The organism is Pseudomaricurvus alkylphenolicus, assembly GCF_011683955.1.
In the GTDB taxonomy this organism is placed as follows: Bacteria; Pseudomonadota; Gammaproteobacteria; order Pseudomonadales; family Cellvibrionaceae; genus Pseudomaricurvus; species Pseudomaricurvus alkylphenolicus.
The window spans coordinates 1-25,423 of record NZ_JAAQPI010000001.1 but is presented as its reverse complement, the minus strand read 5'-3'; the positions used below and the strand labels follow the sequence as shown (position 1 = coordinate 25,423).

Here is a 25,423-nt window from a genome sequence, read left to right as displayed (position 1 = left end):
GGATTCGGGCGAGCTGTGCAGATCATTGTTCCGATTAAAACGCTGAAACTGGCCAAACAGCGACTGCGCCATGTTCTACAGCCTGCGGATCGAATGGGCCTCGCCAAAGCCATGTTGCGCGATGTACTCAATGTCGTCGCCGATCACAATACTGTAAACAGAGTGGTATTGGTTTCCGACGATTCATTCGCCCGACAGCTGGCCACTGAATTCGATACGGAGCTGCTGTTGGAATCCGAGCTTCAGGCCTCCGGACTGAATGCTGTTTTGCAGAAAGCGACCGAATCCCTATCCCCAAAGGCGAAAGAACCCCTTATGGTTCTTCACGGAGACTTACCCATGCTCAGTGCCGTAGACATAGAAGCGTTATCACTGGCTTACCATGCCTCCCGCGCTCCAACTTGGGTAATTGCTCCGGATCGCCATGGAACCGGAACCAATGCGCTGTTGTTCCCGGTTACCGATATTCCACGATTTGATTTTGGGGCCATGAGCTTCCGGTCACATGTACAACAGGCAGACCAACGCTCCTGCAGCGTGCAGGAGACCCAACTCGAAGGACTGAGGTGCGACATTGATATACCAGAAGATCTGAAAATTCTCGCCTCCGCCAGTGGCAATCGGGTTGCTCCCAACAGCCGCGCTTTCTTACGTCAGTGCGGTTTTGAGGTGGCGTCATGATGCGGGAGGAAGCACTGGCGTTGGCCAGCGAAACGGATACCCCCAGGCTGATGCGTCAGGCCCGTGGCTTGAGAGATCAGGGCTTTCGGAATCTGGTGACCTATTCCCGTAAGGTGTTTATTCCGTTAACGCAATTGTGTCGCGATGTCTGTCACTATTGTACCTTCGCTCAAACGCCGACCAGGGTTACTTCAGCTTTCATGTCGCTCGAACAGGTGCTGGCGACGGTGCAAACGGCGAAAGAACAGGGTTGTAAAGAAGTCCTGTTTACTTTGGGAGAGCGTCCCGAGCTGCGCTATAAGGCGGCGGCGAACGCTTTATCTGCCATGGGATTTGACTCCACTCTGGATTATCTCGGCCATGTGGCGGATCGGGTGCTGCGAGACACCGGATTGCTTCCACACATTAATGCCGGTTGCATGTCCCGTGAGGAGATGTTGAAGCTCAGGTCCGTCTCAGCTTCGATGGGATTAATGTTGGAATCGGCATCGTCGCGTCTTTGTGAAAAGGGTATGCCCCACTACGGTTCACCGGATAAAGATCCGTCGCGCCGCTTAGAGACCCTGCGACTGGCCGGAGAGTTGGAGATTCCGTTTACCTCCGGTATCTTGATCGGGATCGGAGAAACCCGCCGGGAGCGCATCGAGTCTCTGTTGCAGTTGCGGGATCTGCACCAACAGTACGGTCATCTGCAAGAGATCATCGTTCAGAACTTTCGCGCCAAGCCGGGCACCAGAATGGCGATGGCGCCGGAGCCTGACTTCAACGAATTATTGTGGACCATAGCCGTTGCCCGGCTGATATTCGGTCCACAGATGAGCATACAGGCGCCCCCGAATCTGAGCCCGGGAGTATTGCCGCAATTGATCAATTCAGGCCTTAACGATTGGGGCGGGGTATCTCCGGTCACCCCCGACTTTGTCAATCCCGAAGCCCCCTGGCCACACCTTGACCAATTGCAACGGGAAACGGCCTTTGCCGGTAAGTTCTTGCAGCAACGTTTAACGGTCTATCCGGACTATGTGGCGGAAGGGCAAAAGTGGCTCGATCCCAATGTGCGAGCGACCGTTATGTCGATGGCGGACACGGAAGGTTACGCTCGTACCGACCATTGGGTGTGTGGCGATTGCAGTGAGGTTCCCGACTCTGAATTACAGCGCATAGAGACAGAGGTTCAGGCTGACGACGTCGATGATCGCCTGCGTGAAGTCGTCGGGCGCGCCAAATCCGGAAGTGCGCTGACAGAAGCGGATATTGTGAGACTGTTTCAGGCCCGGGGGCCGGAGTTCAGCTTTGTTTGCCAACAGGCCGACGGTCTGCGCCAGGAGGTTAAGGGTGACGCGGTGACCTACGTGGTGAATCGCAATATCAATTACACCAATGTGTGTTACTTCAATTGCCGCTTTTGCGCTTTCTCCAAAAGCAAGGGTCGCCAGAATTCCGGCGATCCGGCCTACGATCTGCCTTCTCAGGAGATTGCCCGGCGGGCCCTGGAAGCCCGGCAAGGGGGTGCCACCGAAGTCTGCATGCAAGGGGGAATTCATCCTCGTTACACGGGGCAAACCTATCTCGATATTCTGGCGACCATCAAAACCAGCACGCCCGATATGCACGTGCACGCCTTTTCTCCGCTGGAGGTATGGCAGGGGGCACAAACGCTTAACATCAGTGTCGCGCAGTTTCTGGATCAGCTGAAGCGAGCCGGTCTCGGCAGTCTGCCGGGTACCGCCGCCGAGATTCTGGATGATGAGGTCCGCGATATTATCTGCCCCGACAAGATCAATACGTCTCAATGGCTGGAGGTCATTGAAGCGGCGCACAACACCGGGCTCAAAACCACGGCAACCATTATGTTCGGCCATGTGGACAAACTGTACCACTGGGCGCGGCATCTGATTCGTATCCGCGATCTGCAAGCCAAGACCGGTGGCTTTACGGAATTTGTTCCCCTGCCGTTCGTTGCCACCGAATCGCCTCTATACACCAGGGGCAGATCTCGTAAAGGGCCGACTTTTCGGGAGACAGTGCTGATGCACGCCGTCGCGCGCTTGGTATTGCATGGTCAGATCGGCAATATTCAAACATCCTGGGTAAAGTTGGGGCGCTCCGGTGTGAGGGCAATATTGAAAGCCGGGGTCAATGATCTTGGAGGCACCTTGATGAATGAGTCTATCTCCCGGGCTGCGGGCGCCAGTCACGGCCAGGAAATGCAAGCTGGAGAAATCAGGGCATTGGCTGCGGAAGCGGGGCGCTCTGTTCAGCAACGTAACACACTTTATCAGCCCCTTGCAGTGAACCAGACTGCAGTGAACCAGGCTGCAGTGAACCGGCCACCTGAAGAATTGGCTGAAATCATTCATACTTCGATCACGCAGTGTTTGTCGTTTTAAGTGATGGCCGGAGGTTCCCATTCCATGAAATATACCCTGAGGCATCTGGAAGTCTTCCTGGCTGTCGCCAAGGAGCAGAGTATCAGTAAGGCTGCTGAACAATTGTCCATGTCCCAGTCCGCCACCAGCGCCGCTTTGCAGGAGTTCGAACACCGCTACGATATGCAACTGTTCGACCGCTCGGCCAAACGCCTGCGCCTGAACAGTAAGGGCGCTACCATCAGGTCCAAGGCCGAACGGCTGATGGCCCACGCCCGCGAGTTTGACAGTGAACTCAAGCAACATGAGGAGCTTGGGCATCTCAAAGTGGGCGCCAGCCTGACCATTGCCAATTATCTGGCAGCGGGTTATCTCGCCAGTTACATGCAGCAACACCCGATGGCTGAGGTCGAGATTACTGCTGCGAGCTCACCGCAAATCATTGACAAAGTTCTCAACTTCGAAGTGGATGTGGGCTTGATTGAAGCCGAGATGCACCACAACGATCTCTCCCAAACACTTTGGCGCGAGGACAATATGGTCGCCTTTTGCCGACCGGATCACCCGTTTGCCAAGAAAAACAGCCTCAATGATCGTGACATTCTCGCCTGTCACTGGATTGTCCGAGAGCCTGGAACCGCCCATCGAAAAACATTTGACGAAGCCATGCATGGCCTGCTGGTGGATCTGGATATTCGCTTGCAGCTGCCCCAAAACGAGGCGATCAAGAATGCGGTAAAAGCCGGCCTGGGGGTGGGGTGTCTGTCGGAACTGGCTATTGCCGATGAAATAGAGCAGGGCACCCTGCTGGCACTGCCGCTAAAGCGGCGCCCGATGAATCGGCACTTTTACATTGTTACTCACAAGCACACCGCCCCAACTCAGGCGGTGGAACGCTGGGTCGCGCTGTGTAACAAAGACGCCGATGGCCATGATCCGGAAAAACAGGACAAGTTGTCCGGCAAACATTGATTTTATTCTTCCGAGATTTCACGGATAGTAACCACCGCAATTGACACCTGTTGGAATATGATTAACGAATTTGGTGCCTGGCTGGTTGCGTTAAATTTAATCGCGATCGTGGGATTACTGCTGTTTACCCAACTGAGACCCTGGAAAGTGTTCCTGGGTTCAGGTTGCCTGCTGTATCTCTCTGGTGTGCAATCCCTGGAAAATGTGCTCCAGGGCTACACCAATTCCTCACTGCTGGTTCTTATTTTACTGTATTTTGTCTCGCTGCCCCTGGAGCGTACCACTCTGGTCAGGCGTAGCATTCGTGCAATCGTCGAGGGTTCCCAGTGGGGGCGCACACTCAAGCTGGGTGTGTTCAGTGCCGCCATTTCCGCCTTCGTCAACAATACGGCGGTGGTCGCGGCAACCCTGGGGCCGATCAAGCGACAACAAAAAGTGGCTCCCTCAAGACTGCTGTTGCCCTTGTCCTATGCATCCATTCTGGGGGGAACGGTCACCCTGATTGGTACCTCCACCAATCTGATCGTCAACGGTTTTGTGCAACAGGCGGGTTATCCTTCGCTGGGCTTTTTCGAGTTCAGTGCCATTGGTCTACCGGTATTGGCCTGTTGTCTGGTAGTGATTGTGATACTGGCCCCACGCTCCTTGCCTCAACGTCAGGCTTCAGAGGCGGCTGCCAATCAGGAGTATTTTCTCGAACGCCAGGTTCAGGTGGATTCGCCCATGATTGGCCGTTCCGTGCAGGATAACGGGCTGCGAAGTCTGGAAAAAATCTTCCTGGTGGAAATTCTGCGCCAGCACCGGGTGATCGGACCGGTCAGCCCGCAGGTTTGTCTGCAGCGTGATGACATCCTGGTATTTTCAGGCGATGTTTCAAATATCGATCTGTTGGATGAATTTTCCGGCCTCGCGACACCGGAGCATTTTGACGACAGTGTCAGGGAAAATCTGGTCGAGGTGATTGTTTCGCCCACGGCCGGTGTCGTCGGGCGCTCGATCAAGGAAGTCGACTTTCGCTCCAAATTCGACGCCGCTGTGGTGGCCGTCAAACGCGGCAGCGAGCGCCTTCAAGGGGGCCTTGGTGGCTTGCGCTTAAAAGCCGGAGACTCGCTGGTGCTGGCCGCCGGCCCGAACTTCACCAAGCGTAACGAAGCGACCGGTGAGTTTATTCTGGTTGGTGGTATCGAGTCCAATCGACTGCTGAAACGCACGGAAGAATCCATGATTCTGGGTGGATTTGCCGTGATCGTTGCACTTGGCGCCATGGGGTTTATTCCTCTGATCAAAGGCTTGATCGTGATGATCGGGGTGCTGTTGTTTACCCGACTGTTGACTCTGGAAGATATCAAGGCGCGTTTCCCGTTTGAGCTGTTGGTGGTCATTGCCGGCGCACTGGGGCTGGCACAAGCCATGTTTGATACCGGGCTCAGCGACGCTATCGGAGCCTTTGCCGGGCAGCATCTCTCAGGGCTGCCCCCGCTGGGGGCGTTGATAGGCGTGTTCCTGCTGACCTGGTTGTTGACCGAGTTGGTGACCAACAATGCGGCCGCCGCCATTATGTTTCCATTGGCATTGGCGGTGTCCTCGCAGTGGGGCGACCAATACCTGCCGTTTGTCATGGCCGTGGCCTTTGGAGCCAGCGCCAGTTTTCTCTCCCCCTACGGCTACCAGACCAATCTGATGGTATACAGCGCCGGTAACTATCGCATTGGTGACTACCTCAAGTTCGGTCTGCCTGTGCTGCTGGTGTATGCGGTGGTGGCGATTACCATGATTTATCAGCATTACGATCTGTAATGGATCTCCATGATCCTGTTTTTTCGATGCATGAGTCCTGAAGTTTGAGATTTTTCTGAACAACGTCGACCCCTATACTGGAGTTGTTTTTATGGGCACCTTTGAAGGATACCAATCTATGGACCATTGCAACGCTCACGGCGGCACCCTTGTCAATCTCTACGTTGAGGGCCGAGCCCTGGACAACGAGAAGGAAAAAGCCAAGAGCAACCGCTCCTGGGACCTGAGCGACAAGCAGATGCTCGATATAGAGCTGCTGCTCAACGGCGCCTATTCACCGCTGGCCGGTTATCTTTCGGAAGAGGATTACAACGCTGTCGTGGACGGCATGCGCTTGTCTGACGGCACCCTCTGGCCGATGCCCATTAATCTGGACGTGACCCGGGAATTTGCCGATGAAACCAGCATTGGTGATGAAATCACTCTGAGAGATCCTGAGGGTGTGGTGATCGCGAATTTGACCGTGACCGATCTCTGGACCCCCGATCGTGAACTCGAAGCCCGCCAGATTTTCGGTACGACCGACGATGCCCACCCGGGTGTGCAGTACCTGCTTAATCAGAGTAATCCGGTCTATCTGGGCGGAACCCTGGTAGGTGTAACACCGCCGCTGCACTACGATTTCGAGCGTTATCGCAAATCGCCCCAGCAGTTGCGGGAGACCTTCCACAGCAACGGCTGGAACAACGTCATCGCATTTCAGACTCGCAACCCGATCCACAAGGCTCATGTCATCATGATGAAGCGATTGATGGCCAGGCATCAAGCCAATTTGGTGATTCATACCGCGGTGGGCAAAACCAAAACCGGTGATATTGATCACTTCTGCCGGGTGCGCTGTTACGAAAAGATCCTGCCCCACTTTCCCGAAGGCAGTATCGATATCAGTATTCTTCCTCTGGCCATGCGTTTTGCCGGACCGCGCGAGGCGCTGTGGCAGGCGATTATTCGCCAAAACTACGGCTTTACTCATTTTATTGTCGGCCGTGATCACGCCGGTCCGGGTCGCAATAATCGCGGTGGAATGTTTTATGACGCGCTGGAAGCGCAGGAATTGGTTTCCTCCTTTCAGAGCGAACTGAATATTCAGGTACTGAAAGCGCCATTTCTACGCTACGTAGAGCAGCGCAGCGAATTTGTTGAGGAGCATGAACTCCTGTCCGGGGAGGCGGGACTGTATATTTCCGGCGGCGAACTCAAGCAAAAACTGGTCAAGGGTGAGGAAGTCCCCGATTGGTTTGCGTTTCCGGAAGTGGTGCAGGAGTTGAACAGAACCTTACCACCGAGGGCAAAGCAGGGTTTTACTCTGTTCTTTACCGGATTGTCCGGGTCGGGAAAATCCACGCTCGCCAATGGCGTGATGGTGAAACTACGGGAACTGGGTGGGCGCAACATTTCACTGCTGGACGGTGACGTTGTGCGCAAAAACCTCTCCAGTGAACTGACCTTCTCCAAAGAGCATCGGGATCTGAATATCCAGCGGATTGGTTATGTCGCCAGCGAGATCAGCAAGAACGGCGGTATCGCTGTCTGCGCTCCTATCGCCCCCTATACCCGCACACGCCGTATTGTGCGCGACATGATTGAAGCCGTAGGCGTATTCGTTGAAATCCATGTGGCCACACCCATTGAGGTGTGCGAAAGCCGAGATCGCAAGGGGCTCTACGCCATGGCCCGTGCGGGCAAGATCAAGGGCTTTACCGGTATCGACGATCCCTACGAGGTGCCCGAAAACCCGGAAATGAGCATCGACACCTCACAGTATTCCATGACCGATGCGGTGGATCAGGTTGTCAGCCGTCTTCGTGAACTGGGCCTGATTGACTGAGCCCTAGAAACTACACACTAACTTCGAAAAATGCAGGTTAAGATAATGGATGCAAAAACTCTTACTCACCTAAAACTGTTGGAAGCTGAAAGTATCCAGATCTTCCGGGAAGTGGCCGCCGAGTTCGATAACCCAGTGATGCTCTACTCGGTTGGTAAGGACTCTTCGGTACTGCTGCACCTGGCCCGCAAGGCATTCCATCCCGGCAAAATTCCATTTCCGCTGCTGCACGTGGATACCACCTGGAAGTTCCGCGAGATGATTGAATTTCGTGATCGCATGGCCAAAGACTATGGTTTCGATCTGCTCACCCACATCAACCAGGATGGGGTGGCGATGGGTATTGGTCCTTTCTCCCACGGATCGGCTAAGCATACCGATGTGATGAAGACTCAGGCTCTGAAGCAGGCCCTGGATCACTACAAGTTTGATGCCGCCTTCGGTGGTGCCCGTCGCGACGAGGAAAAATCCCGTGCCAAGGAGCGGGTCTACTCCTTCCGCGACAAGAACCACCGCTGGGACCCCAAAAACCAGCGTCCCGAGCTGTGGAACATCTACAACAGCAGCGTCGATCCCGGCGAGAGTATTCGTGTATTCCCGCTGTCCAACTGGACCGAGCTGGATATCTGGCAGTATATCTTCAAGGAAAGTATCGAAATTCCCGATCTCTACTTCGCCAAGGAGCGTCCAGTGGTCGAGCGCGACGGTGTTCAGATCATGGTGGATGACGACCGCATGCCACTGGAAGAGGGCGAAAAGCCCCAGATGAAGAAAGTTCGTTTCCGCACCTTGGGCTGCTATCCGCTCACCGGTGCCGTGGAATCGGATGCCGCGACCCTGCCGGAAATTATTCAGGAAATGCTCCTGACCAAAACCTCCGAGCGCCAGGGCCGCGTGATCGACAGCGATTCCGCCGGTTCCATGGAGAAGAAGAAAATGGAAGGTTACTTCTAAAACCGCTTTTTCGACAACGAACCGTAACCACCTTACAAATTTGACCAAGACCGCCAATCACCCGGCGGTCCGACAAAAGAAAAGAGACGATCATGATTGAATCCAGCGCACTCGTTGAGAACGATATCCTCAGTTATCTGGAACAACACGAAAACAAAGAACTGCTTCGGTTTTTGACTTGCGGCAGTGTCGACGACGGCAAGAGTACCCTCATCGGTCGGCTGCTGCACGACTCCAAAATGATCTTTGAAGATCACCTGTCGGCGATCAAAAATGATTCCAAGAAATTCAACACCACCGACGAAGAGTTTGACCTGGCGTTGCTGGTGGATGGCCTGCAGAGTGAGCGCGAGCAGGGCATTACTATTGACGTGGCCTACCGCTACTTCACCACGGACAAGCGCAAGTTTATTATCGCTGACACACCGGGGCATGAGCAGTACACCCGCAATATGGCCACCGGCGCTTCCAACTGTGACCTTGCCATTGTTATGGTTGATGCCCGTCACGGCATTATGACGCAGACCAAACGCCACAGCTTTATTGTCTCACTGCTCGGCATCAAGCACGTGGTGGTTGCCATCAACAAGATGGATCTGGTGGACTACAGCGAAGAACGCTACAACGAAATCGTAGCGGAATATAAGGACTTCGCCGCTCAGCTGGATATTCCCGATATTCGCTTTGCACCCATCTCCGCGCTGCGTGGCGACAATGTCGTCAACCCGTCGGAGCATACTCCCTGGTACACGGGGGAGACTCTGATGAGCACCCTGGAAACCATCGAGATTGCCGCTGATCGCAATATGGAAAATTTCCGTCTGCCGGTTCAGTACGTGATTCGTCCCAACCTGGATTTCCGCGGTTTTGCCGGTACCATTGCCTCCGGTTCAGTCAAGCCAGGTGATGAAGTGGTGTCCCTGCCGTCCGGTAAATCCAGCCGCGTCAAATCCATTTCCACCTTCGATGGGGAGTTGGAATCAGCCGGAGCCGCCGAAGCTGTCACCTTGACACTTGAAGACGAAATTGACGTTAGTCGCGGTGATATGCTGGTGAAGAAGGGGGATCTTCCCTGCATCAGCCAGGGTGTCAAGGCTCACGTGATCTGGATGGCAGAGGCGCCGCTGAAGCTGAACAAGCAGTATGCGATTAAGTTTGTCAGTAAAAAAGCCGTGGGTAATGTTGTCGCCATTGAGCACAAAATCGACGTCAACACTCTGGAGACCAGTGCTGCAGAGCAGCTGGAACTCAACGAGATTGCTGTCTGTGACCTGAGTTTTGATCTGCCGGTGATCTTTGATCGCTACAAAGAGAATCGTATCTCCGGTGCCTTTATTATTATCGACCGGATCACCAACGGTACCGTGGGTGCGGGCATGATCATTGACGATCTGGATGTGGCCGGGCTGGATACCGGTGCTTCTTCAGCAGAGCTCAAGAGTGAAGTGCGCGAAAAGCTGGAGGCGACCATTGGTCAGTTGGATCAGTTCAATGACGGTCAGCTGATTGCGATACTCAAAACCCTCAAGGGTCTGTAAGCAGCAATCAGTTTGGTATTGAGAAGCTTCAACAGCGTTAACCTATTATTGTTTTAAGGAAACTTTCATGGCCGACTACGATGTTTTTAATGGCGATGCCGACGGAATCTGTGCCCTGATTCAGCTGCGCAACAGCGAACCAAGTGATGCCCAGCTGGTCACCGGGGTCAAGCGCGATATCTCCCTGCTAAAACGCGTAGAGGCCGGTCCTGGAGACAGTGTGACGGTGTTGGATATTTCCATGGACAAGAACAGCCAGGATCTGGGGCGTATTCTCGAAGCGGGTGCCTCGGTATTTTATGCCGATCATCACTTTCCCGGTGAGATCCCGGATTCAGGCAATCTTACCGCTCTGATCAACGAAGCCCCCGATACCTGTACCAGTATTCTCGTCAACAAACATCTTAAGGGCGAGTTTCTGGGTTGGGCAGTTGTCGGGGCTTTTGGAGACAATCTGAAAAAGAGCGCTGAAGCGCTGGCCGCAGGTCTGCAACTCTCGGCTGAGGACCTCCAGGCGTTGGAAAACCTCGGCATCTATATCAATTACAACGGCTACGGCTCAGACCTGGAAGATCTGCACTTTAAGCCGGCCGACCTCTATCAAAAACTCTTGCCTTATAAGAACCCGTTGGACTTTATCCGGGATGGAAACCCGGACTTCCAGAAACTGGAGCAAGGCTACCTGGAGGATATGGCGGCCGCTGCCGATACCCAACCCCATGCCAGCACCGACAACAGTGCGGCCTTTATTCTGCCCAATGAAAAGTGGGCTCGCAGGGTCAGTGGTGTTTACAGCAATGACCTTGCCAATCGCAACCCCGACCGGGCACACGCCGTGTTGACCGAAAAGTCCAATGGTAACTACCTGGTGAGCGTACGGGCGCCGATCAACAATAAGACCGGCGCTGTGGATTTGTGTCGACAATTCCCCACCGGTGGTGGGCGCGCAGCGGCAGCGGGTATTAACGACCTGCCGGCGGATATGCTGCCCCAGTTGATTGATGCCCTGGAGAAGCAGTACGGCGGCTGAATGGCCGTGTATTCTGAGTCTTGAGCGCAATTAGGCAATTCCCTCTTTAGTGTGCTAGCATTCGCCCCGAATTTCAGGTGCCCATGTGGATAATCGGGAAGCAGGTGAACAATCCTGCGCTGCCCCCGCAACGGTAATGGACGCATTCGCGCATCAATTGCACGGGTGTTTTTGCAACAGCCACTGTCGGTTTGGCTCAAACCATCGATGGGAAGGCGCAAACCAGTCCTAAGCCCGGAGACCGGCCTGAGCGTGATTAGTATTGATTCAGGCGGGGTGACCTGAAGGCGATATCCGGGCCGTTGGTTTCTCCACATTGCCTCCTCTTTGCGGATTTTGCTGCTCTGTTTACCCCGAATCTGAACGGATATCGGGGCTCTGTTATGGTTTCCTCCTTTTGTGGACTCGCCCGCACCGGCGGGGTGTCGACCATGTTGTGTCTGGGTGCGTGGCTGCTGATTGCCTTCAATCTGCAAGCTGCCACCGTGGTGGCGGTGGTATCGCCGCGCAATGCGCCAGATGTGTTGAGTGGTGCCCATCGATTCCTGCAGGCACATAGCGATCACCGTATTCTATTGCGTACCACCGATCAGTTTATCCATTTGTCGGAGGCAGACCGACACAAACTGCTGGCCGAGGCAGATCTGGTGTTTGCCGGTGGGGTCTTCGGTGAAACTGCTGAGTGGTTAAACCGGTTTGTTAACCACCAGCCCAATTCGATCCCTTCTTTTGTTGCCGTGCACAGTGACCGTCGTCTGGTGCGTTACTCACATGTACAGCGTAATCCTCTGCTGGTCGGCGCTGATATTGATGCCCTGATGGCGGAGCCTCCCGCAGACCGTCATATTAACCCTATGGATTGGGCCAGCCAACAGCTGGCAAATTTTGCACGGTATCGCCCCTGGCTATTGGCGAAAACCTTCTGGGCCGATCGCGACAGCACCAATATGGACGGCTTGTTTCGACATCTGATGACACTTGCGGGCGCAGCGACTTCGGTGCCCGACCCCCAATTGCGGCCCTCCCTGCGGATTTTTCACCAGGGCAAACCGGTATCCCCTGAAAACCTGACACTGGCTGCCGATAAACGCTGGGTGGCATTGCTGGACTATGAGACTGGCGACCGCCCCGGTGAGCGCGAGCTGCTGCAACAGCTGTGCAGTCGCATAGAAGGTGCGGGTCACGGCTGCCTGTGGGTGCTGGCCAAGTGGGGGCCGGCGACCGTAAAGGCCGTGCAATGGTTGCTCACCCATAAAGATCAATTGGGCGCAGTGGTGTCGGTGCAGAACTTTGTGATGGGGGGCGGGGAAGGGCGCGAGTCTGTCAATAAACACCTGGCGCAATTAAATGTGCCGGTGCTAAAAGCCCTGCGCCTTACCGACAGCAGCGCTGACGAGTGGTTGTTGTCGGAAGAAGGGTTGCGCTGGGACAGCGTGCACTACCGGGTCGCCATGCCGGAGTTGCAAGGAGTGGCTGAGCCCATGGTCGCTGCGGCGATGACGGTGCCAAGCCTGGATAAACTCACCGGTGTTGAGCTGAGCCGGTCTCAACCTATTGAGAGTCAAGTATCTCAGTTGGCCCGCCGGTTAGACCGTTGGCTGACTCTGCAGCAAAAAGCCAATCGCGATAAGCGAGTGGCGATTGTCTACTACAACCATCCGCCCGGTCGCCACAATATCGGCGCCGACAATCTCAATGTACCCGAGTCGTTATTTCAGATTCTGCAGCAACTGAAGGCGGCCGGATACGACACCGGTGAGCTGCCCGAATCGCAGCAGGCGCTGTTGGATCTATTGCAGGAGCGTGGTGTGAATTTGCCTGAGGATCGTCAGGCTCTGGCGGCCATGGCGAAAAAGGTGTCCACTGTGGAGGCTGATCAGTATCAACATTGGTTTGAACAACTGCCGGTCACGCTACAGCAGGAAATGGAAAATGGACCGCTGGGGTATTTGCACAATGCGCTGCAACGTGCAGTGACCCTGGAGGATCGCGACATTGGCGAGCGCCTGCTGCGACGGGTGGTGGAAGACCTGCACCACGCCATTGATGGCGCCGACCATCCGGCCCGGGAGCGGGTTGAGCGATTGCTGCAGCAACTGAAATCCACCTACAACCCATCGCCGGATACCGTTGGCAACAGCAAGGTGGACTGGGAACGCGCAGGGCAGTTGGTGCAAGCCATCGCCGACACGGGTGTAGAGGGATTGCGTGGCTGGGGCAAAGCCCCGGGCAAGGTGATGGTGCACGACAATCGCCTGCTGATTCCGGGGCTGCAATTTGGCAAGGTGTTTGTGGGGCCACAGCCGCCGCGCGGATGGGAGCTGAACGAAGAACTGCTGCACGCCAATCTGTCGTTCCCGCCACCGCACCAATACCTGGCGTTTTACCAGTGGATTCGCAATGGCTTTGGCGCAGATGCCGTGGTGCATTTGGGGCGCCACTCCACCTACGAGTTTTTGCCCCGCCACCGGGTGGGTATGAGCCAAGAGGATTATCCTCTCGCATTACTGGACGACCTGCCCAGTGTATATCCCTATATCGTTGATGGTGTGGGTGAGGGTATTCAGGCCAAACGGCGCGGATTGGCGGTCATGGTCGATCACCTGACACCGCCCCTGGAGAGCACCCAACTCTATGATCGTTTGCTGGAATTGCGGCAGTTGGTGGAGAGTTATGAAGCTGCCCCCGAGGCGGCTGGCGCCATGCGTGATCGGGCTATCGTGGCGATCAAAGCGTTGGTGGAAGAACTGAAGCTGCGTGACGAACTGGTGGCCAGTATGTCCGGCGAGCTGGAGGTGCGGGGTATTACTGAATTTGATCAAGTGGATGACGAGCTGCTGGTTCACGAAGTGGGCCACTACCTGACGCATCTGCAAGAGGACTTTATGCCCTTGGGTTTACACGTGTTTGGCCGCGACTGGACGCCGGAAGCCGTGGACACCCTGCTCGGCTCCATGCTCCAGGATCGGACCGATGAGCCAGAATCAGTCGCCCGTGGTTGGCGCCAAAAACTGGCGGACTCACCGGCGGCAGAAGCACAGGCCCTGCTCAATGGTTTGAACGGTCGATACATTGCCCCGGGCAAAGGCAACGACCCGATTCGCACGCCGGAAGCTCTGCCCACCGGCCGCAACTTTTTTGCATTGGATGGCAGTCTGATTCCGTCACGCCTGGGTTATCAGGTCGGTGTGGAGCTGGCGCAAAAAGCACGTACCAACACCAGTGACAACAGGGCTGATGATCAGGGTAAAGACAGCGACGCCGTGGTCCTGTGGGCCTCGGATGTCGTGCGCGACGAGGGCGCGATGATTGCGTTTGGTTTCGATATGTTGGGGGTACAACCCGAGTGGAGTAGCCGCGGCATTGTCACCGGGCTAAAACGGTTGGACGTGGGCGCCATGACGGAGTTCGGTCAACCCCGACAGCGTCACGATACCGTCTTTACCACCTCCGGCTTATTCCGTGATCTCTATGGCGCTCATCTGGTTTGGTTGGAACGGGCCGTGTTAATGGCTCTGGACGCATCTGCAGATCTCATTGTTGAACAGTACCCGGCGCTGACTCTTGCCCTGAACAATGCCCTGACCCCGCTGGGCAGTCAGCGTTCGTCAGGCAAAGAATCCCTTGCCATCAATCTTGTCGCCGCCCGTTGGGTGGAAGATGCGAGGTTAGCCCTGCGCCAGGGCCTGGGCGCAGAGCAGGCTGGACGACAGGCCACCTATCGCATTTTTGGCGACGCCCCGGGTACCTATGGCGCTGGTGTTAACCGCATGGTGGAGCGCTCCGGCAGCTGGCAGGACCGCGCCGAGGTTGCTCAAGTGTATTTACGTCGTATGGGTCACGCCTACGGCGCCAATCTGCATGGAGAACCGGCGCTGGACACATTTCGCCAACGCCTGGCCAACGTCAGTAACACCTATATGGGCCGCTCCAGTAACCTTTACGGCCTGTTGGATAACAACGATGCATTTGATTACCTGGGCGGTTTGAGTCTGGCGGTGGAAACGGTGAAAGGCGACGCGCCTGAGAGTTTTATTCTGTTTCACCCCGACAGCGAAAACCTGTCGATGGAACCGCTACAGGTCGCATTGCTGTCGGAGCTGCGTGGCCGTTTTCTCAACCCTCAATGGTTAAGCCCGTTGATGGATGAAGGTTATGCCGGCGCCCGCACTATGGGTAGCGAGTTTCTGGAATATCTGTGGGGCTGGCAGGTGACCAACCCGGCGGTGATTAAAAGCTGGGTCTGGGATGAAGTGAAGGCGGTCTATATCGATGACAAGTTGGAGCTGGGTCTGGACCGGTTTTTGGAGCAGGACCATAACGTTCATGTAAAAAGCAATATGCTCGCCGTGATGTTGGTGGCCGCGCAAAAAGAATTTTGGCAAGCGGAGCAGCAAACCCTGGAGCAACTGGCCCAGCAGTTTACCGACTTGGTGCTGGCCAACGGTTTGCCGGGTAGTGGGCACACCAGTCCCGATCATCCGCTGTTTGATTGGTTGCAAAGCTACGTTTCGGCCGCGCAGTATCAGCAACTGCAACAGCTGCTGAGCGCAACTAAGGTGGACGCCAGCGTGGAGGCAGCGCCCTCAGTGGTTGCCGAAATTTCACTGCAAGATGCCGCAAAGCAGCCGAGCTCGGACTCGCAGAGTTCATCGCAGCAACCGAGTCAGACACAAACCCAATCGGATCAATCCAGCTCGACTGAGGCACTGGCCTTTGATTATTACTGGTTGCTGTTATTGGGGCTACTGTTGGTGGGTATTGGTTGGTACCGAGGTTCAAGGGTACCAGTCGCAGTGTCTCAATCGTGACATTTTAGAGGACAACGTTATGTTTACTTCTTCAACCTTGGGATTGCTGCACCTGTTGGTCAGCTACCTGCTGCAGCCCGTTATCTGGTCACTATTGATTCTGACGGCCCTTGCCGTAATGGATATAGGGACGCTGGCAGGCGAACGCTTGCGTGGGCTAAAACGATGGCACGCTACGGGAAATATCGCCTGGGTGGAAAAACAGGCCACCAAGCGGATAGAACGCAGCGACTTTTTTACCCGCATTGCTCCCATGTTGGGTTTAATGGGCACCCTGATTCCCCTGGGGCCGGGGTTATCTGCCCTGGGTGATGGGGAGTTAAGTGTGTTAACCACCGCCATGAGCGTGGCCTTCGATACCACCGTATTGGGATTGCTGGTGGGTATTCTGGGTTTTGTGATGGGACGTTTGCGCCGCCGCTGGTACGACGACTTGTTAACGGCGATGGAAACGCAGCAGTCCATAACTGACAAAACCCGAGAATTTGTCAAAGCGGTTGAGAACAGTGTTGTTAAAACAGAGACCGTAAGGGAGCTGACGGATGCCTAGTCGCTGGCAGCAGGGGCGCTTTGCCCAGAGCGATGATGACCCTCTCGGGCCGCTCGCCAACTTGTTGGATCTGATGCTGGTGTTTGCCTGTGGTCTGATAGCGGCACTGATTGCCATGAGTGAACAGCTGCAGCAGCATTTTCAGCCTGAAGATTCTTCCCAGCAGGGGGCGCCGCAATCTCAGGTGGTCGAGCGCGGTCGAGAACTGCCGCAATTGCCGGGAGCGGGCTCGGCGGGCGGCCAGGGTTACCAGCCGGTAGGGCAGGTCTACCGCGACCCGGCGACTGGCAAATTGATTTTGATCGGTGAATAGCGTGCGCTATTTATGGAGAGTTCCATTTCTGGGGTTTAGTTTGCCGTCGCTTACCAGGACCACCATCGACTTGCAATAGCACGGACCCGGTGGCTGTGAGTCAGCAATGATTAATGCTATTGTAGCTCTAAAATGTGTGGGTGGTATGCATGTCGTTACTGTTTGAAGAGCTGGACCATGAGGAAACCCCTTTGGGGGACATCAGCCTACGGCGGCGCTCCGACCTCCGCCTCGGAGGAAAAATCCTTTACGAAGTGAAACTCAACGATGAGTTTCTGATGTCCAGCTTGTTTACTGAAGCGGAAGTTCAGCTCTCAAAGCTTGGCCTGGCCCATTTGGCGGGGGAAGAATTGGATGTGGTTGTCGGAGGTCTGGGGCTGGGCTATACCGCGGCCGCGGCTCTGGAAAACCCGTCTGTCCGATCACTCACGGTTGTGGATATTATGCAGCCGGTCATCGATTGGCACCGCCGAGGCCTGGTACCACTGGGAGAACAGCTGACTTCCGACCCTCGCTGCCGGCTGGTACGCGCCGACTTTTTTGAGGTGGCCACCTCGCCGCAATTGGGTTTCGATGGAACCAGTAATAGCCAGCAGGTTCATGCGGTATTGTTGGATATAGACCACTCGCCGAGCCATTGGCTCAACCCGGACAACAGCACCTTTTACACCAAAGAAAAGCTCGATAAACTGGCCGACAAACTCCTCTCCGGAGGCGTATTCGGGCTTTGGTCCAACGATGCTCCGGATCCAGCGTTTGACCTCCTGCTCAGCCAGGTATTCGAGCGGACGGAGTCGCATATCGTAACTTTTCCGAACCCGTACATGGGCGGAGAATCATCCAATACGGTCTATCTGGCCTATAAGGGATAACTTCCATCATTTCTTTCCCAGAGGGAACTGAGAAAAACTCAAGAATCAGAAAGAGTTGCTCTATGCCGCCTTTACCGAGGGCTGGGCCAATTATGCGGCCAATCTCTCCTACGAAATGGGCAGCGGCGGGATGCCATTGCCTCTGCCGGAAAAACATGTGGAGTGGTATATGTCCAATAACTCCTGATGTTGCCAAATGAACAGATTGGGGATATGGTTGCGGGTTCCAAATTGAATCATATGACTTAATCGGAGCCTGATATGCCTTCCCCAAGCCCCTCGGAACTCAGCAAGCAGCGCCTGATACTTGCGGCCCTCAAGCTATTTGCCGAACAGGGTATCGATGCTGTGTCTCTGCGTATGATCAATCGAGAGGCCGGTGCCAAGAACAATTCGGCGCTGCACTACCACTTTGGCAGCAAAATTGGCCTGGTGGAAGCGGTGATCGCCTTTTTCCAGGACTGGTTTGAAGAGGCCCGTGAGGCGTCATTCGAACTGGTGGAATCCCAAAAGAAACCCAAGGTACGTGATATCGTCAATGCCTTTCTGGCTCCCTATCTCAAACTGTTGAAGGAAGAGGAGTGGGGCTACAACGCCATTCGCTTTATCGCCCGTATGGAGATGGAAGGGGGGGCGGAGATCCAGGATATCCTGCGGCGCTTTGCCAACAAGGCCATGAAGCGCTTTACCCGGTTGTTGACCGTGGCCCTGCCCGATGTCCCACCCAAAATGGTGCGTCAGCGCTGGAATTTCTGCGTGACCAGCATTATCCAGGGTTTGGCAGACCACAAGAACCTCAGTAATTCCTATATGGGTGACGTGAATTGCGGGCTGGACAAGCTCGGAGGCATCTACCTTGACTACAATGTTGCCGGCCTTAAGGCTCCGGCGGGCTGAATCCGGTGTAGGGTGTAGTGTTCTAATAACACTGGACACCTTATTGAGAGATGATTCATCTCAAACATTACGGGTTCATTTATACACAAGAGTTCAAAGAAGAGGCAGTTGCTCTGGTCACAGAGCAGGGTTACAGCGTCCCAGGCTGCTGGTTCAACAACTCAACTCTTGTCCATAGTGGCGTATTCTCTTGGTTGGTTTCTTTGTTGGGCGACAATAAATCAGCCAGATACGCCGCTTCTTTTCAACTCCTCAAATCCCAGATTTAGTGATAACTCGATTTATCAAACTGTAACAATTCAAAGTTTACGGTTGTAAACTAATTATTTACAGAAATGATATTTCAATATAATATTAGCCGAATATAAGTATACATGCGTAAACATTTGAGTCAGTGATCGGATGCTCTTAAATGAGGAGGACACCATGACCTATGTAGGTACACACCTTAAATCCGCCAGGCTGCAGGAGCACTACGACGCCATCGTGATCGGCTCCGGCATGGGAGGCCTGAGTGTGGCCTCGGTGCTGTCCCAAAAGGGCCGCCGGGTACTGCTGCTGGAGCAGCACAATGTCATTGGCGGCTGCACCCACGCCTACGCCAGAAAGGGCTACGAGTGGAACATCGGCCTGCACTACATCGGTGACCTGCACAGCCCCGTCACCATGACCAGCAAGTTGTTCGACTATGTCTCGGATTCGAGCCTGCAGTGGGAACCCATGCCCGAAGTCTACAACCGGATCTTTATCGGTGATCGCGAATACCCCTTCAGCCAGGGTGAGGGCGCTTACGCTCGCGAGTTGAAACAGTGGTTTCCCGAAGAGCATCAGGCCATTGACCGTTACATGGAGCTGCTGGCTGCGGCGGTGGCCTCATCGCGCAACTTTTTCGCGGAAAAGGCCATGCCCCGGGAACTTGGTCGCCAGAATTATCAGGCGTTAAGTGGCGAGTTCCTGAAGTTCTCCGAGCGGACAACCTACGACGTGCTGTCGGAGTTAACCGACAACCAAGAACTGATTGCGGTGATCTGCGGCAATTACGGAGACTACAGCCTGCCTCCCAAACGCAGCGCCTTTGCCATGCACGCCATGCTGGTGCGTCACTATTATCGAAGCGCTTATTACCCGACGGGTGGCGCAGCGTCGCTGGCGAAAGCCATTGTTCCAGTGATTGAAGCCAAAGGCGGGGATGTGGTCTACGGGGCAGCAGTGTCACAGGTACTGGTTGAATCTGACTGTGCCCGCGGCGTGCGACTTAGCAGTGGTGAGAAAGTCATGGCTACCTGCGTTATCAGCAATGCCGGCGTGCAGAATACTTTTGGTGATCTCCTGCCCGATGACCTGCCCGTCAAGACTCAGTGTGAACAGCAATTGCAGCAGGTAAACGACGCCTACTGCGCGGTGGGTCTCAATATTGGGCTGAAGGCCGACGCCGCGAGCCTGGGACTTTCCGGCGGCAACATCTGGGCGCACCCCGGAGCGGATCTGGATGGCAATATCGAGGCTCACAAAAACGATTTCGAGGCGCCGTTTCCCTGGTCGTTTATCACTTTTCCATCGGCAAAAGACAGCAGTTGGCCTGAACGCTTTCCGGGTAAGGCCACCATCGAGATGTTTGCCGCCACTGATTTTGCCCATTTCGAATCCTGGGCCAATACACCCTGGCAAAAACGCGGTCAGGCCTATGAGTCGCTAAAGGCCGACATTGCCAAACGAATGTTTGCGGAGCTGTATAAATACGCGCCCCAGATCGAACCCTATGTGGACTATTTCGAAGTATCAACACCGGTCAGTTACCAGCATTTTCTGCGCCGCAAAAGCGGCAACTTTATGGGGATTGAAGCCTCACCGCAGCGATTCCAGCAGCAATGGCTGCGTGCGGACACACCGATTGAAAACCTGTTTCTGACCGGACAGGATATCACCACCGATGGGGTCATCAGTGCGCTGATGGCCGGTGTGATGACGGCATCGCGGGTGTTGGGTGAGAATGTCATGGCTGAGGTCGCGCGTCGCCAATCCGACTGAGCCGCCAGGGCGTGGTTGTGGTAGCATGGCGCCCTGAAATTTAACGGGGGCAGGCTTTGAGAACATCGCGGGAGCAAATACTGGCGGTTGCCAGCCAGCTCTATCTGGAGCAGGGGGCCAAGGGCATCAGCATGCGCAAGATTGCCTCGGTCATAGGCATTACCCCCATGGCGCTATACCGCCATTTTGAAAACAAGGATGAACTCCAGTGTGCCCTGTTAAAGCAGTCCTTTGTGACCTTTGGCGAGTATCTGTATCCGTCATTGCAGGAGGACAGTCCAGAGCAGCGTTTCCACCGTTGCGTGCGGGGTTATTTTGAATTCGCCAGGGAGCAGAGAAATTACTTTGGCCTGATCTTCCTGGCCACCAACCCCCTGGACAGTCCCGGAATCCCGGCAGTGATCGAAAAAGAATCCGCACCGCCATTTCGTTTTTTGATGGACCGGGTTAGAGAATGTATGGACGCCGGCTATTTCAAGCGAGGCGACGTCTACGACTGCGCTATCACGCTGTTGGCTCAAACCACCGGCATGGCGTCGCTGTATCTGTCGAACTCGATCCAGATGGGTGACGACAAGGCCTGGTCCCAGTACGAGAAGGCCATGCAGATGGTGCTCACCGGTATTCTCGCCGACTAACCCGCCTGCACATCCCTGGGTGAATCGCCGAAAAAGCGCTTGAATTCGCGGCTGAACTGGGACGGGCTGTTGTAGCCCACGGCGTAGGCCGCGTCGCTGGCCTGGCGACCGCCCAACAGCAGCTCGCGGGCTCGGTGCAGGCGGATACTTTTGACAAACTGGATGGGCGACAGACCGGTAACCTGCTTGAAATGCTCGTGCAGGGAGGAACTGCTCATGCCCGCCACGTCCGCGATCTCGGTGACTTCCAGGGCGCGGTGAAAGTTCTCTTCGATAAAGTGCACCACCGGCGTAATGCGGTTTGCACCGGAGTCGTTGCGCACGCAGTTGCGCAGCAGGTTGCCGTGGGGGCCCTTTAAGACCTCATAGAAAATCTCCCGCTTCAGGCCCGGCCCGAGAATGGCGACATCCATGGGATTGTCGAGCAGCTGCAGCAGCCGCAAGATGGCGTTGCGTAACGGCGCAGTCAAGGCACAGGCACTGGCGATGCCCGACACCGGCTGGGTGTGCGGGCTGTTGAACTGGCCATCCATCTCCAGCATCAATTGGCTGACCAGGGTGCGGTCGATGTCCAGGCTGAACCCCAGAAAGGGCTCAGTGGCGGTGACATTGCGCATTTCCCATTCGATCGGCATGGTCAGGGAGTTGATGAGGTAGTGATCCGGATCGTAGGTGTAGACGCTGTCGCCATAAAAAACCTGCTTGCGCGCCTGGCCAATGACGCAGATGGCCGGTTGCAGGACGCCCGACGTGCGAGGCTTGTTAAATGAGGAATGATTGATCGTCAGGCCTTCGAGCGGTGTGCGTTGCATGCCGTCAACCTGGCAGTGAGAGGCAAGGGCTTGGGATAGCTCGCCGTTCATAGTCGGATTCCTGATTGCACCGGATTTGCCAGGATTATCTCAGGATTATGGCAGCTGACTCCACACAAAAACCGGTTCCCGGAGTTTTAGGCAAATACAAAACAGGATTTGGATAATCCCGCCGTGCAGACAGATGTCATAGTGCACACCCCCATCATTCCATCAACAGCTCAATAGGAAGTACAGCCATATGCCGATCACAATTCGTGTCAACGAGGTGGAAAAAAGCGTCGACAGCAGTCCAGATACACCGCTGCTGTGGGTGTTGCGTGACGAGCTGGATCTTACCGGCACCAAATTCGGCTGTGGCATGGCCCAGTGCGGTGCCTGCACCGTACATCTCAATGGCCAGCCGATCCGCTCCTGTGTGACCCCCGTGTCCGTCGCCGAGGGCAGCAACATTACCACCATCGAAGGCGCCGCCAGCAAGGCGGCCAGGGCGGTGCAGCAGGCCTGGATCGAGCGGGAAGTGGCGCAGTGCGGCTACTGCCAGTCCGGCCAGATCATGTCCGCCACGGCCTTGCTGACAAGCAACCCGAATCCCAGTGACGCCGATATCGACGCCGCCATGGGGGGCAATATCTGCCGTTGTGCCACCTATGTAAGGATTCGCGCCGCCATCAAGGATGCCGCCACCCAACTGGTGCAAGGAGCCTGAGTTTATGTCTGTCACTGATACCAATCGCCGCAACTTCCTGAAACTGAGCGCCGGTCTGGGTGCCGGTCTGGGCCTGGCTGTATCCCTGCCGGCCAGCACCAAGACTGAATCCGCCGCCACTGCTGAAAAGCAGGACAGTTACGAATTTAACGCCTTCCTGCACATCACCCCTGACAATCAGGTTATTGTGATCATCAAACACCTGGAAATGGGGCAGGGCGTCAGCACTGGCCTGGCCACTCTGGTGGCGGAAGAGCTGAATGCCGACTGGAGCCAGGTGCGCATCGAAGCCGCTCCCGCCGACGCCCGTCGCTACAACAACCTTTTCTGGGGGCCGGCCCAGGGAACCGGGGGCAGCACGGCCATCGCCAACTCTTTTGAGCAGTTGCGCAAGGCGGGTGCCACCGGCAAGGCCATGCTGGTGGCCGCCGCCGCGACGCGCTGGGGCGTCAACACGGCCGACCTCAGCGTCAATCGCGGTGTGGTCAGTCACAGGGGCTCAGGCCGCCGGGCCGATTTTGGTGAACTGGCCGAGGCCGCGGCCCTTCAGCCAGTGCCGGCCCCCGAGACTCTGGCCTTGAAATCCCCCAAAGACTTTGAGCTGATTGGTCAAAACCTGTCGCGCAAGGATCGTGGCAAGACCGATGGCAGCGCCATCTACACCCAGGACATAAAGCTGCCCGGAATGCAGGTTGCCGTGGTCGCTCATCCTCCCCGCTTCGGGGGCAGGGTCACGCGGGTCAATGATCAGCCGGCGCTGGCATTACCCGGCGTCGAACAAGTGATCTCCCTGGGCAATGCGGTGGCTGTGGTAGCGCAGGATTACTGGAGTGCCAAAAAAGCCAGGGACCGCCTTGAAATAACCTGGGACGAAAGCGAGGCGTTCAAGCTGGGCTCGGCAGATGTCATGGCCCGCTTCAAGGCCGCTGCTGACCAGCCCGGTGTCGTCGCTCGCAGCGAGGGCGACAGCGACAAGGCGATAAAGAGGGCCGCCAGAACCCTGGAGGCCAGCTTTGAATTTCCGTTTCTCGCCCACGCCACCATGGAGCCGATGAATTGCGTCGCCCTGGTCAGCAAGGATGGCTGCGAGATCTGGAACGGCGCGCAGTTGCATACCGGCGACCAATACGCGGTGGCCGGGGAGCTGGGGATCAAACCGGAGCAGGTCAAAGTGAATACCCTGTTTGCCGGCGGCAGTTTCGGCCGCCGCGCCAATCCGCACTCGGACTATATTCTGCAAGCGGTGCGTATCGCCAAGGCCATGCCGGGCACGCCGGTAAAGCTCGTCTGGAGCCGGGAGGATGATACGCGGGCCGGATACTATCGTCCCGCCTATCTGCACAAGATCCGCGCCGCTCTGGATGAGCAGGGCCTGCCACTGACCTGGCAGCAAACCATTGTGGGGCAGTCGATTGTCGCCGGTACGCCCTTCGAAGGCATGATCCAGCAGGGGGTCGACCCGACCATGGTGGAGGGCGCCAGCACACTGCCGTATCGGATTCCGAATCTGCACGTGGATATGCACAGGGTTGATCTGGGTTTGCCGGTACAGTGGTGGCGTTCCGTCGGCCACACCCATACGGGCTATTCCACCGAAGTGTTTCTTGATCAACTGGCGCAAATGGCGGAAATCGATCCGGTCGAGTATCGACGCCGTCTGCTGCAAGATCATCCCCGCCATCTCGGCGTGCTGAACCTGGCGGCAGAAAAGGCGGCCTGGGACAAACCCCTGCCCAAGGGTTGGGGGCGGGGTGTCGCCGTGCATAAGTCTTTCAACACCTATGTGGCGCAGGTGGCTGAAGTATCCACGGGCCCGAACGGCCAGTTCAAAGTCGAACGGGTGGTATGCGCGGTGGATTGTGGCATCGCGATCAACCCCGATGTGATTCGCGCCCAGATGGAAGGGGGGATCGGTTTTGGTCTGTCCCCCGTTCTGATGAGTGAGATCACCCTTGATCAGGGTCGGGTCGTGCAGTCCAACTTTCACGACTACCGCGTGGCCCGCATCACCGACATGCCTGAGGTGGAGGTTCACATTGTTGCCTCCGCAGAGCCGCCCACCGGGGTGGGTGAGCCAGGCACACCGCCCATAGCCCCAGCGGTGGCCAATGCCCTGGCCAATGCCACCGGCCAGCGTTTCCACCGTTTGCCCATTAAAGTCAGCTGATCAATCCCCCTCTCCCTTGATGCCGGCTATTGCCGGCATCTGTCTTTTTCAACACCCTTCTCCTCAAACAATCCATCTTTCATCGTGCTGCCGCGACAAAAAGTGCCGATCGGCACTGAACTTGTGCCTTCCTGCTATATAATCCGCTTGACTTAGATATGATCCGCGTGACTTAATATACCCATCGTGAACAAACGCCCTAATCCATGCGTCTTATTCAATTTGGCTTTAAAAGGTAGAGCTCCTATGACTGCAAACACTAAAACCGTCCATGACCAATATATCCTGACTTTCAAGTGCCCCGAACGTCTGGGTATCCTGGGCCAGTTCTCCGGTTTAATGCAGGATCTGGGGGCGTTTATTACCGAGATTTCCCACTACAGTGACCAGCAGACCAACACCTTCTTCTCCCGCACTGTGTTTGATGACCGCGACATGAAGGTCACCATTGTTGAGT

Annotated in this window: 20 protein-coding genes and 1 riboswitch; of the genes, 19 read left to right on the top strand and 1 reads right to left on the bottom strand. The window is 55.7% G+C overall.

Annotation, left to right across the window (positions count from 1 at the left end; all coding sequences use genetic code 11):
- Window positions 1–15: 15 nt before the first annotated feature.
- From cofC to HBA55_RS00025, 16 genes are all read left to right on the top strand, one after another.
- Complete coding sequence (cofC, locus tag HBA55_RS00095; RefSeq protein ID WP_166985088.1) at window positions 16–681, top strand: 2-phospho-L-lactate guanylyltransferase; 666 nt, start codon at window positions 16–18, stop codon at window positions 679–681.
- Window positions 678–3,071 (top strand): 5-amino-6-(D-ribitylamino)uracil--L-tyrosine 4-hydroxyphenyl transferase CofH, encoded by a 2,394-nt coding sequence (cofH, locus tag HBA55_RS00090; protein WP_166985084.1) that lies wholly within the window; start codon window positions 678–680, stop codon window positions 3,069–3,071. Before cofC ends, cofH begins: the two co-directional genes overlap by 4 nt.
- 24 nt (window positions 3,072–3,095) lie before the next feature.
- A complete protein-coding gene (locus HBA55_RS00085; RefSeq protein ID WP_166985081.1) occupies window positions 3,096–4,022 on the top strand; it encodes a LysR family transcriptional regulator in 927 nt (308 codons plus the stop codon).
- 57 nt (window positions 4,023–4,079) lie between these two features.
- Entirely contained in the window at window positions 4,080–5,819 is a 1,740-nt protein-coding gene (locus HBA55_RS00080; RefSeq protein WP_166985078.1) for an SLC13 family permease, read from the top strand.
- A 118-nt stretch (window positions 5,820–5,937) separates the two neighbouring features.
- Entirely contained in the window at window positions 5,938–7,647 is a 1,710-nt protein-coding gene (locus tag HBA55_RS00075; protein ID WP_166985075.1) for a bifunctional sulfate adenylyltransferase/adenylylsulfate kinase, read from the top strand.
- 45 nt (window positions 7,648–7,692) lie between these two features.
- Window positions 7,693–8,601 carry a sulfate adenylyltransferase subunit CysD gene (cysD, locus tag HBA55_RS00070; RefSeq protein WP_166985072.1) on the top strand — a complete coding sequence of 303 codons (909 nt, stop codon included), beginning with the start codon at window positions 7,693–7,695 and terminating at the stop codon, window positions 8,599–8,601.
- Between the two features lie 92 nt (window positions 8,602–8,693).
- Complete coding sequence (gene cysN, locus HBA55_RS00065; RefSeq protein ID WP_166985069.1) at window positions 8,694–10,139, top strand: sulfate adenylyltransferase subunit CysN; 1,446 nt, start codon at window positions 8,694–8,696, stop codon at window positions 10,137–10,139.
- Between the two features lie 67 nt (window positions 10,140–10,206).
- Window positions 10,207–11,169: a DHH family phosphoesterase gene (locus HBA55_RS00060; RefSeq protein WP_166985066.1), complete on the top strand. Its 963-nt coding sequence runs from the start codon at window positions 10,207–10,209 to the stop codon at window positions 11,167–11,169.
- Between the two features lie 58 nt (window positions 11,170–11,227).
- Window positions 11,228–11,433, top strand: a riboswitch (cobalamin riboswitch).
- A gap of 119 nt (window positions 11,434–11,552) precedes the next feature.
- Window positions 11,553–15,980, top strand: coding sequence for a cobaltochelatase subunit CobN (locus HBA55_RS00055; protein WP_240945843.1), 4,428 nt, complete (start codon window positions 11,553–11,555; stop codon window positions 15,978–15,980).
- A 19-nt stretch (window positions 15,981–15,999) separates the two neighbouring features.
- Window positions 16,000–16,530 carry a MotA/TolQ/ExbB proton channel family protein gene (locus HBA55_RS00050; RefSeq protein WP_166985063.1) on the top strand — a complete coding sequence of 177 codons (531 nt, stop codon included), beginning with the start codon at window positions 16,000–16,002 and terminating at the stop codon, window positions 16,528–16,530.
- Window positions 16,523–16,843, top strand: coding sequence for a DUF2149 domain-containing protein (locus tag HBA55_RS00045; protein WP_166985060.1), 321 nt, complete (start codon window positions 16,523–16,525; stop codon window positions 16,841–16,843). Before HBA55_RS00050 ends, HBA55_RS00045 begins: the two co-directional genes overlap by 8 nt.
- Window positions 16,844–16,992: 149 nt before the next feature.
- Window positions 16,993–17,715, top strand: coding sequence for a class I SAM-dependent methyltransferase (locus HBA55_RS00040; RefSeq protein ID WP_166985057.1), 723 nt, complete (start codon window positions 16,993–16,995; stop codon window positions 17,713–17,715).
- Between the two features lie 55 nt (window positions 17,716–17,770).
- The gene (locus HBA55_RS37715) at window positions 17,771–17,902 is read left to right on the top strand and encodes a hypothetical protein (protein ID WP_277345499.1); all 132 of its coding nucleotides are present in this window, start codon (window positions 17,771–17,773) and stop codon (window positions 17,900–17,902) included.
- A gap of 74 nt (window positions 17,903–17,976) precedes the next feature.
- Complete coding sequence (locus HBA55_RS00035) at window positions 17,977–18,612, top strand: TetR/AcrR family transcriptional regulator (RefSeq protein WP_166985054.1); 636 nt, start codon at window positions 17,977–17,979, stop codon at window positions 18,610–18,612.
- Window positions 18,613–19,038: 426 nt separating this feature from the next.
- A complete protein-coding gene (locus HBA55_RS00030) occupies window positions 19,039–20,640 on the top strand; it encodes a phytoene desaturase family protein (protein WP_166985051.1) in 1,602 nt (533 codons plus the stop codon).
- Window positions 20,641–20,696: 56 nt separating this feature from the next.
- Window positions 20,697–21,278, top strand: coding sequence for a TetR/AcrR family transcriptional regulator (locus tag HBA55_RS00025; protein ID WP_166985048.1), 582 nt, complete (start codon window positions 20,697–20,699; stop codon window positions 21,276–21,278).
- Here the strand turns inward: HBA55_RS00025 and HBA55_RS00020 are convergent.
- Entirely contained in the window at window positions 21,275–22,141 is an 867-nt protein-coding gene (locus tag HBA55_RS00020; RefSeq protein WP_166985045.1) for an AraC family transcriptional regulator, read from the bottom strand. The two genes, HBA55_RS00025 and HBA55_RS00020, sit on opposite strands and share 4 nt — an antisense overlap.
- A gap of 190 nt (window positions 22,142–22,331) precedes the next feature.
- On the opposite strand from HBA55_RS00020, the gene HBA55_RS00015 reads away from it, so the two are divergent.
- The 3 genes from HBA55_RS00015 to HBA55_RS00005 form a co-directional block, all read left to right on the top strand.
- A complete protein-coding gene (locus HBA55_RS00015; RefSeq protein WP_166985041.1) occupies window positions 22,332–22,799 on the top strand; it encodes a (2Fe-2S)-binding protein in 468 nt (155 codons plus the stop codon).
- Between the two features lie 4 nt (window positions 22,800–22,803).
- The gene (locus HBA55_RS00010; protein WP_166985038.1) at window positions 22,804–24,966 is read left to right on the top strand and encodes a xanthine dehydrogenase family protein molybdopterin-binding subunit; all 2,163 of its coding nucleotides are present in this window, start codon (window positions 22,804–22,806) and stop codon (window positions 24,964–24,966) included.
- A gap of 246 nt (window positions 24,967–25,212) precedes the next feature.
- The coding region (locus HBA55_RS00005) for an ACT domain-containing protein (RefSeq protein WP_476704288.1) at window positions 25,213–25,423 on the top strand (211 nt) is incomplete at its 3' end.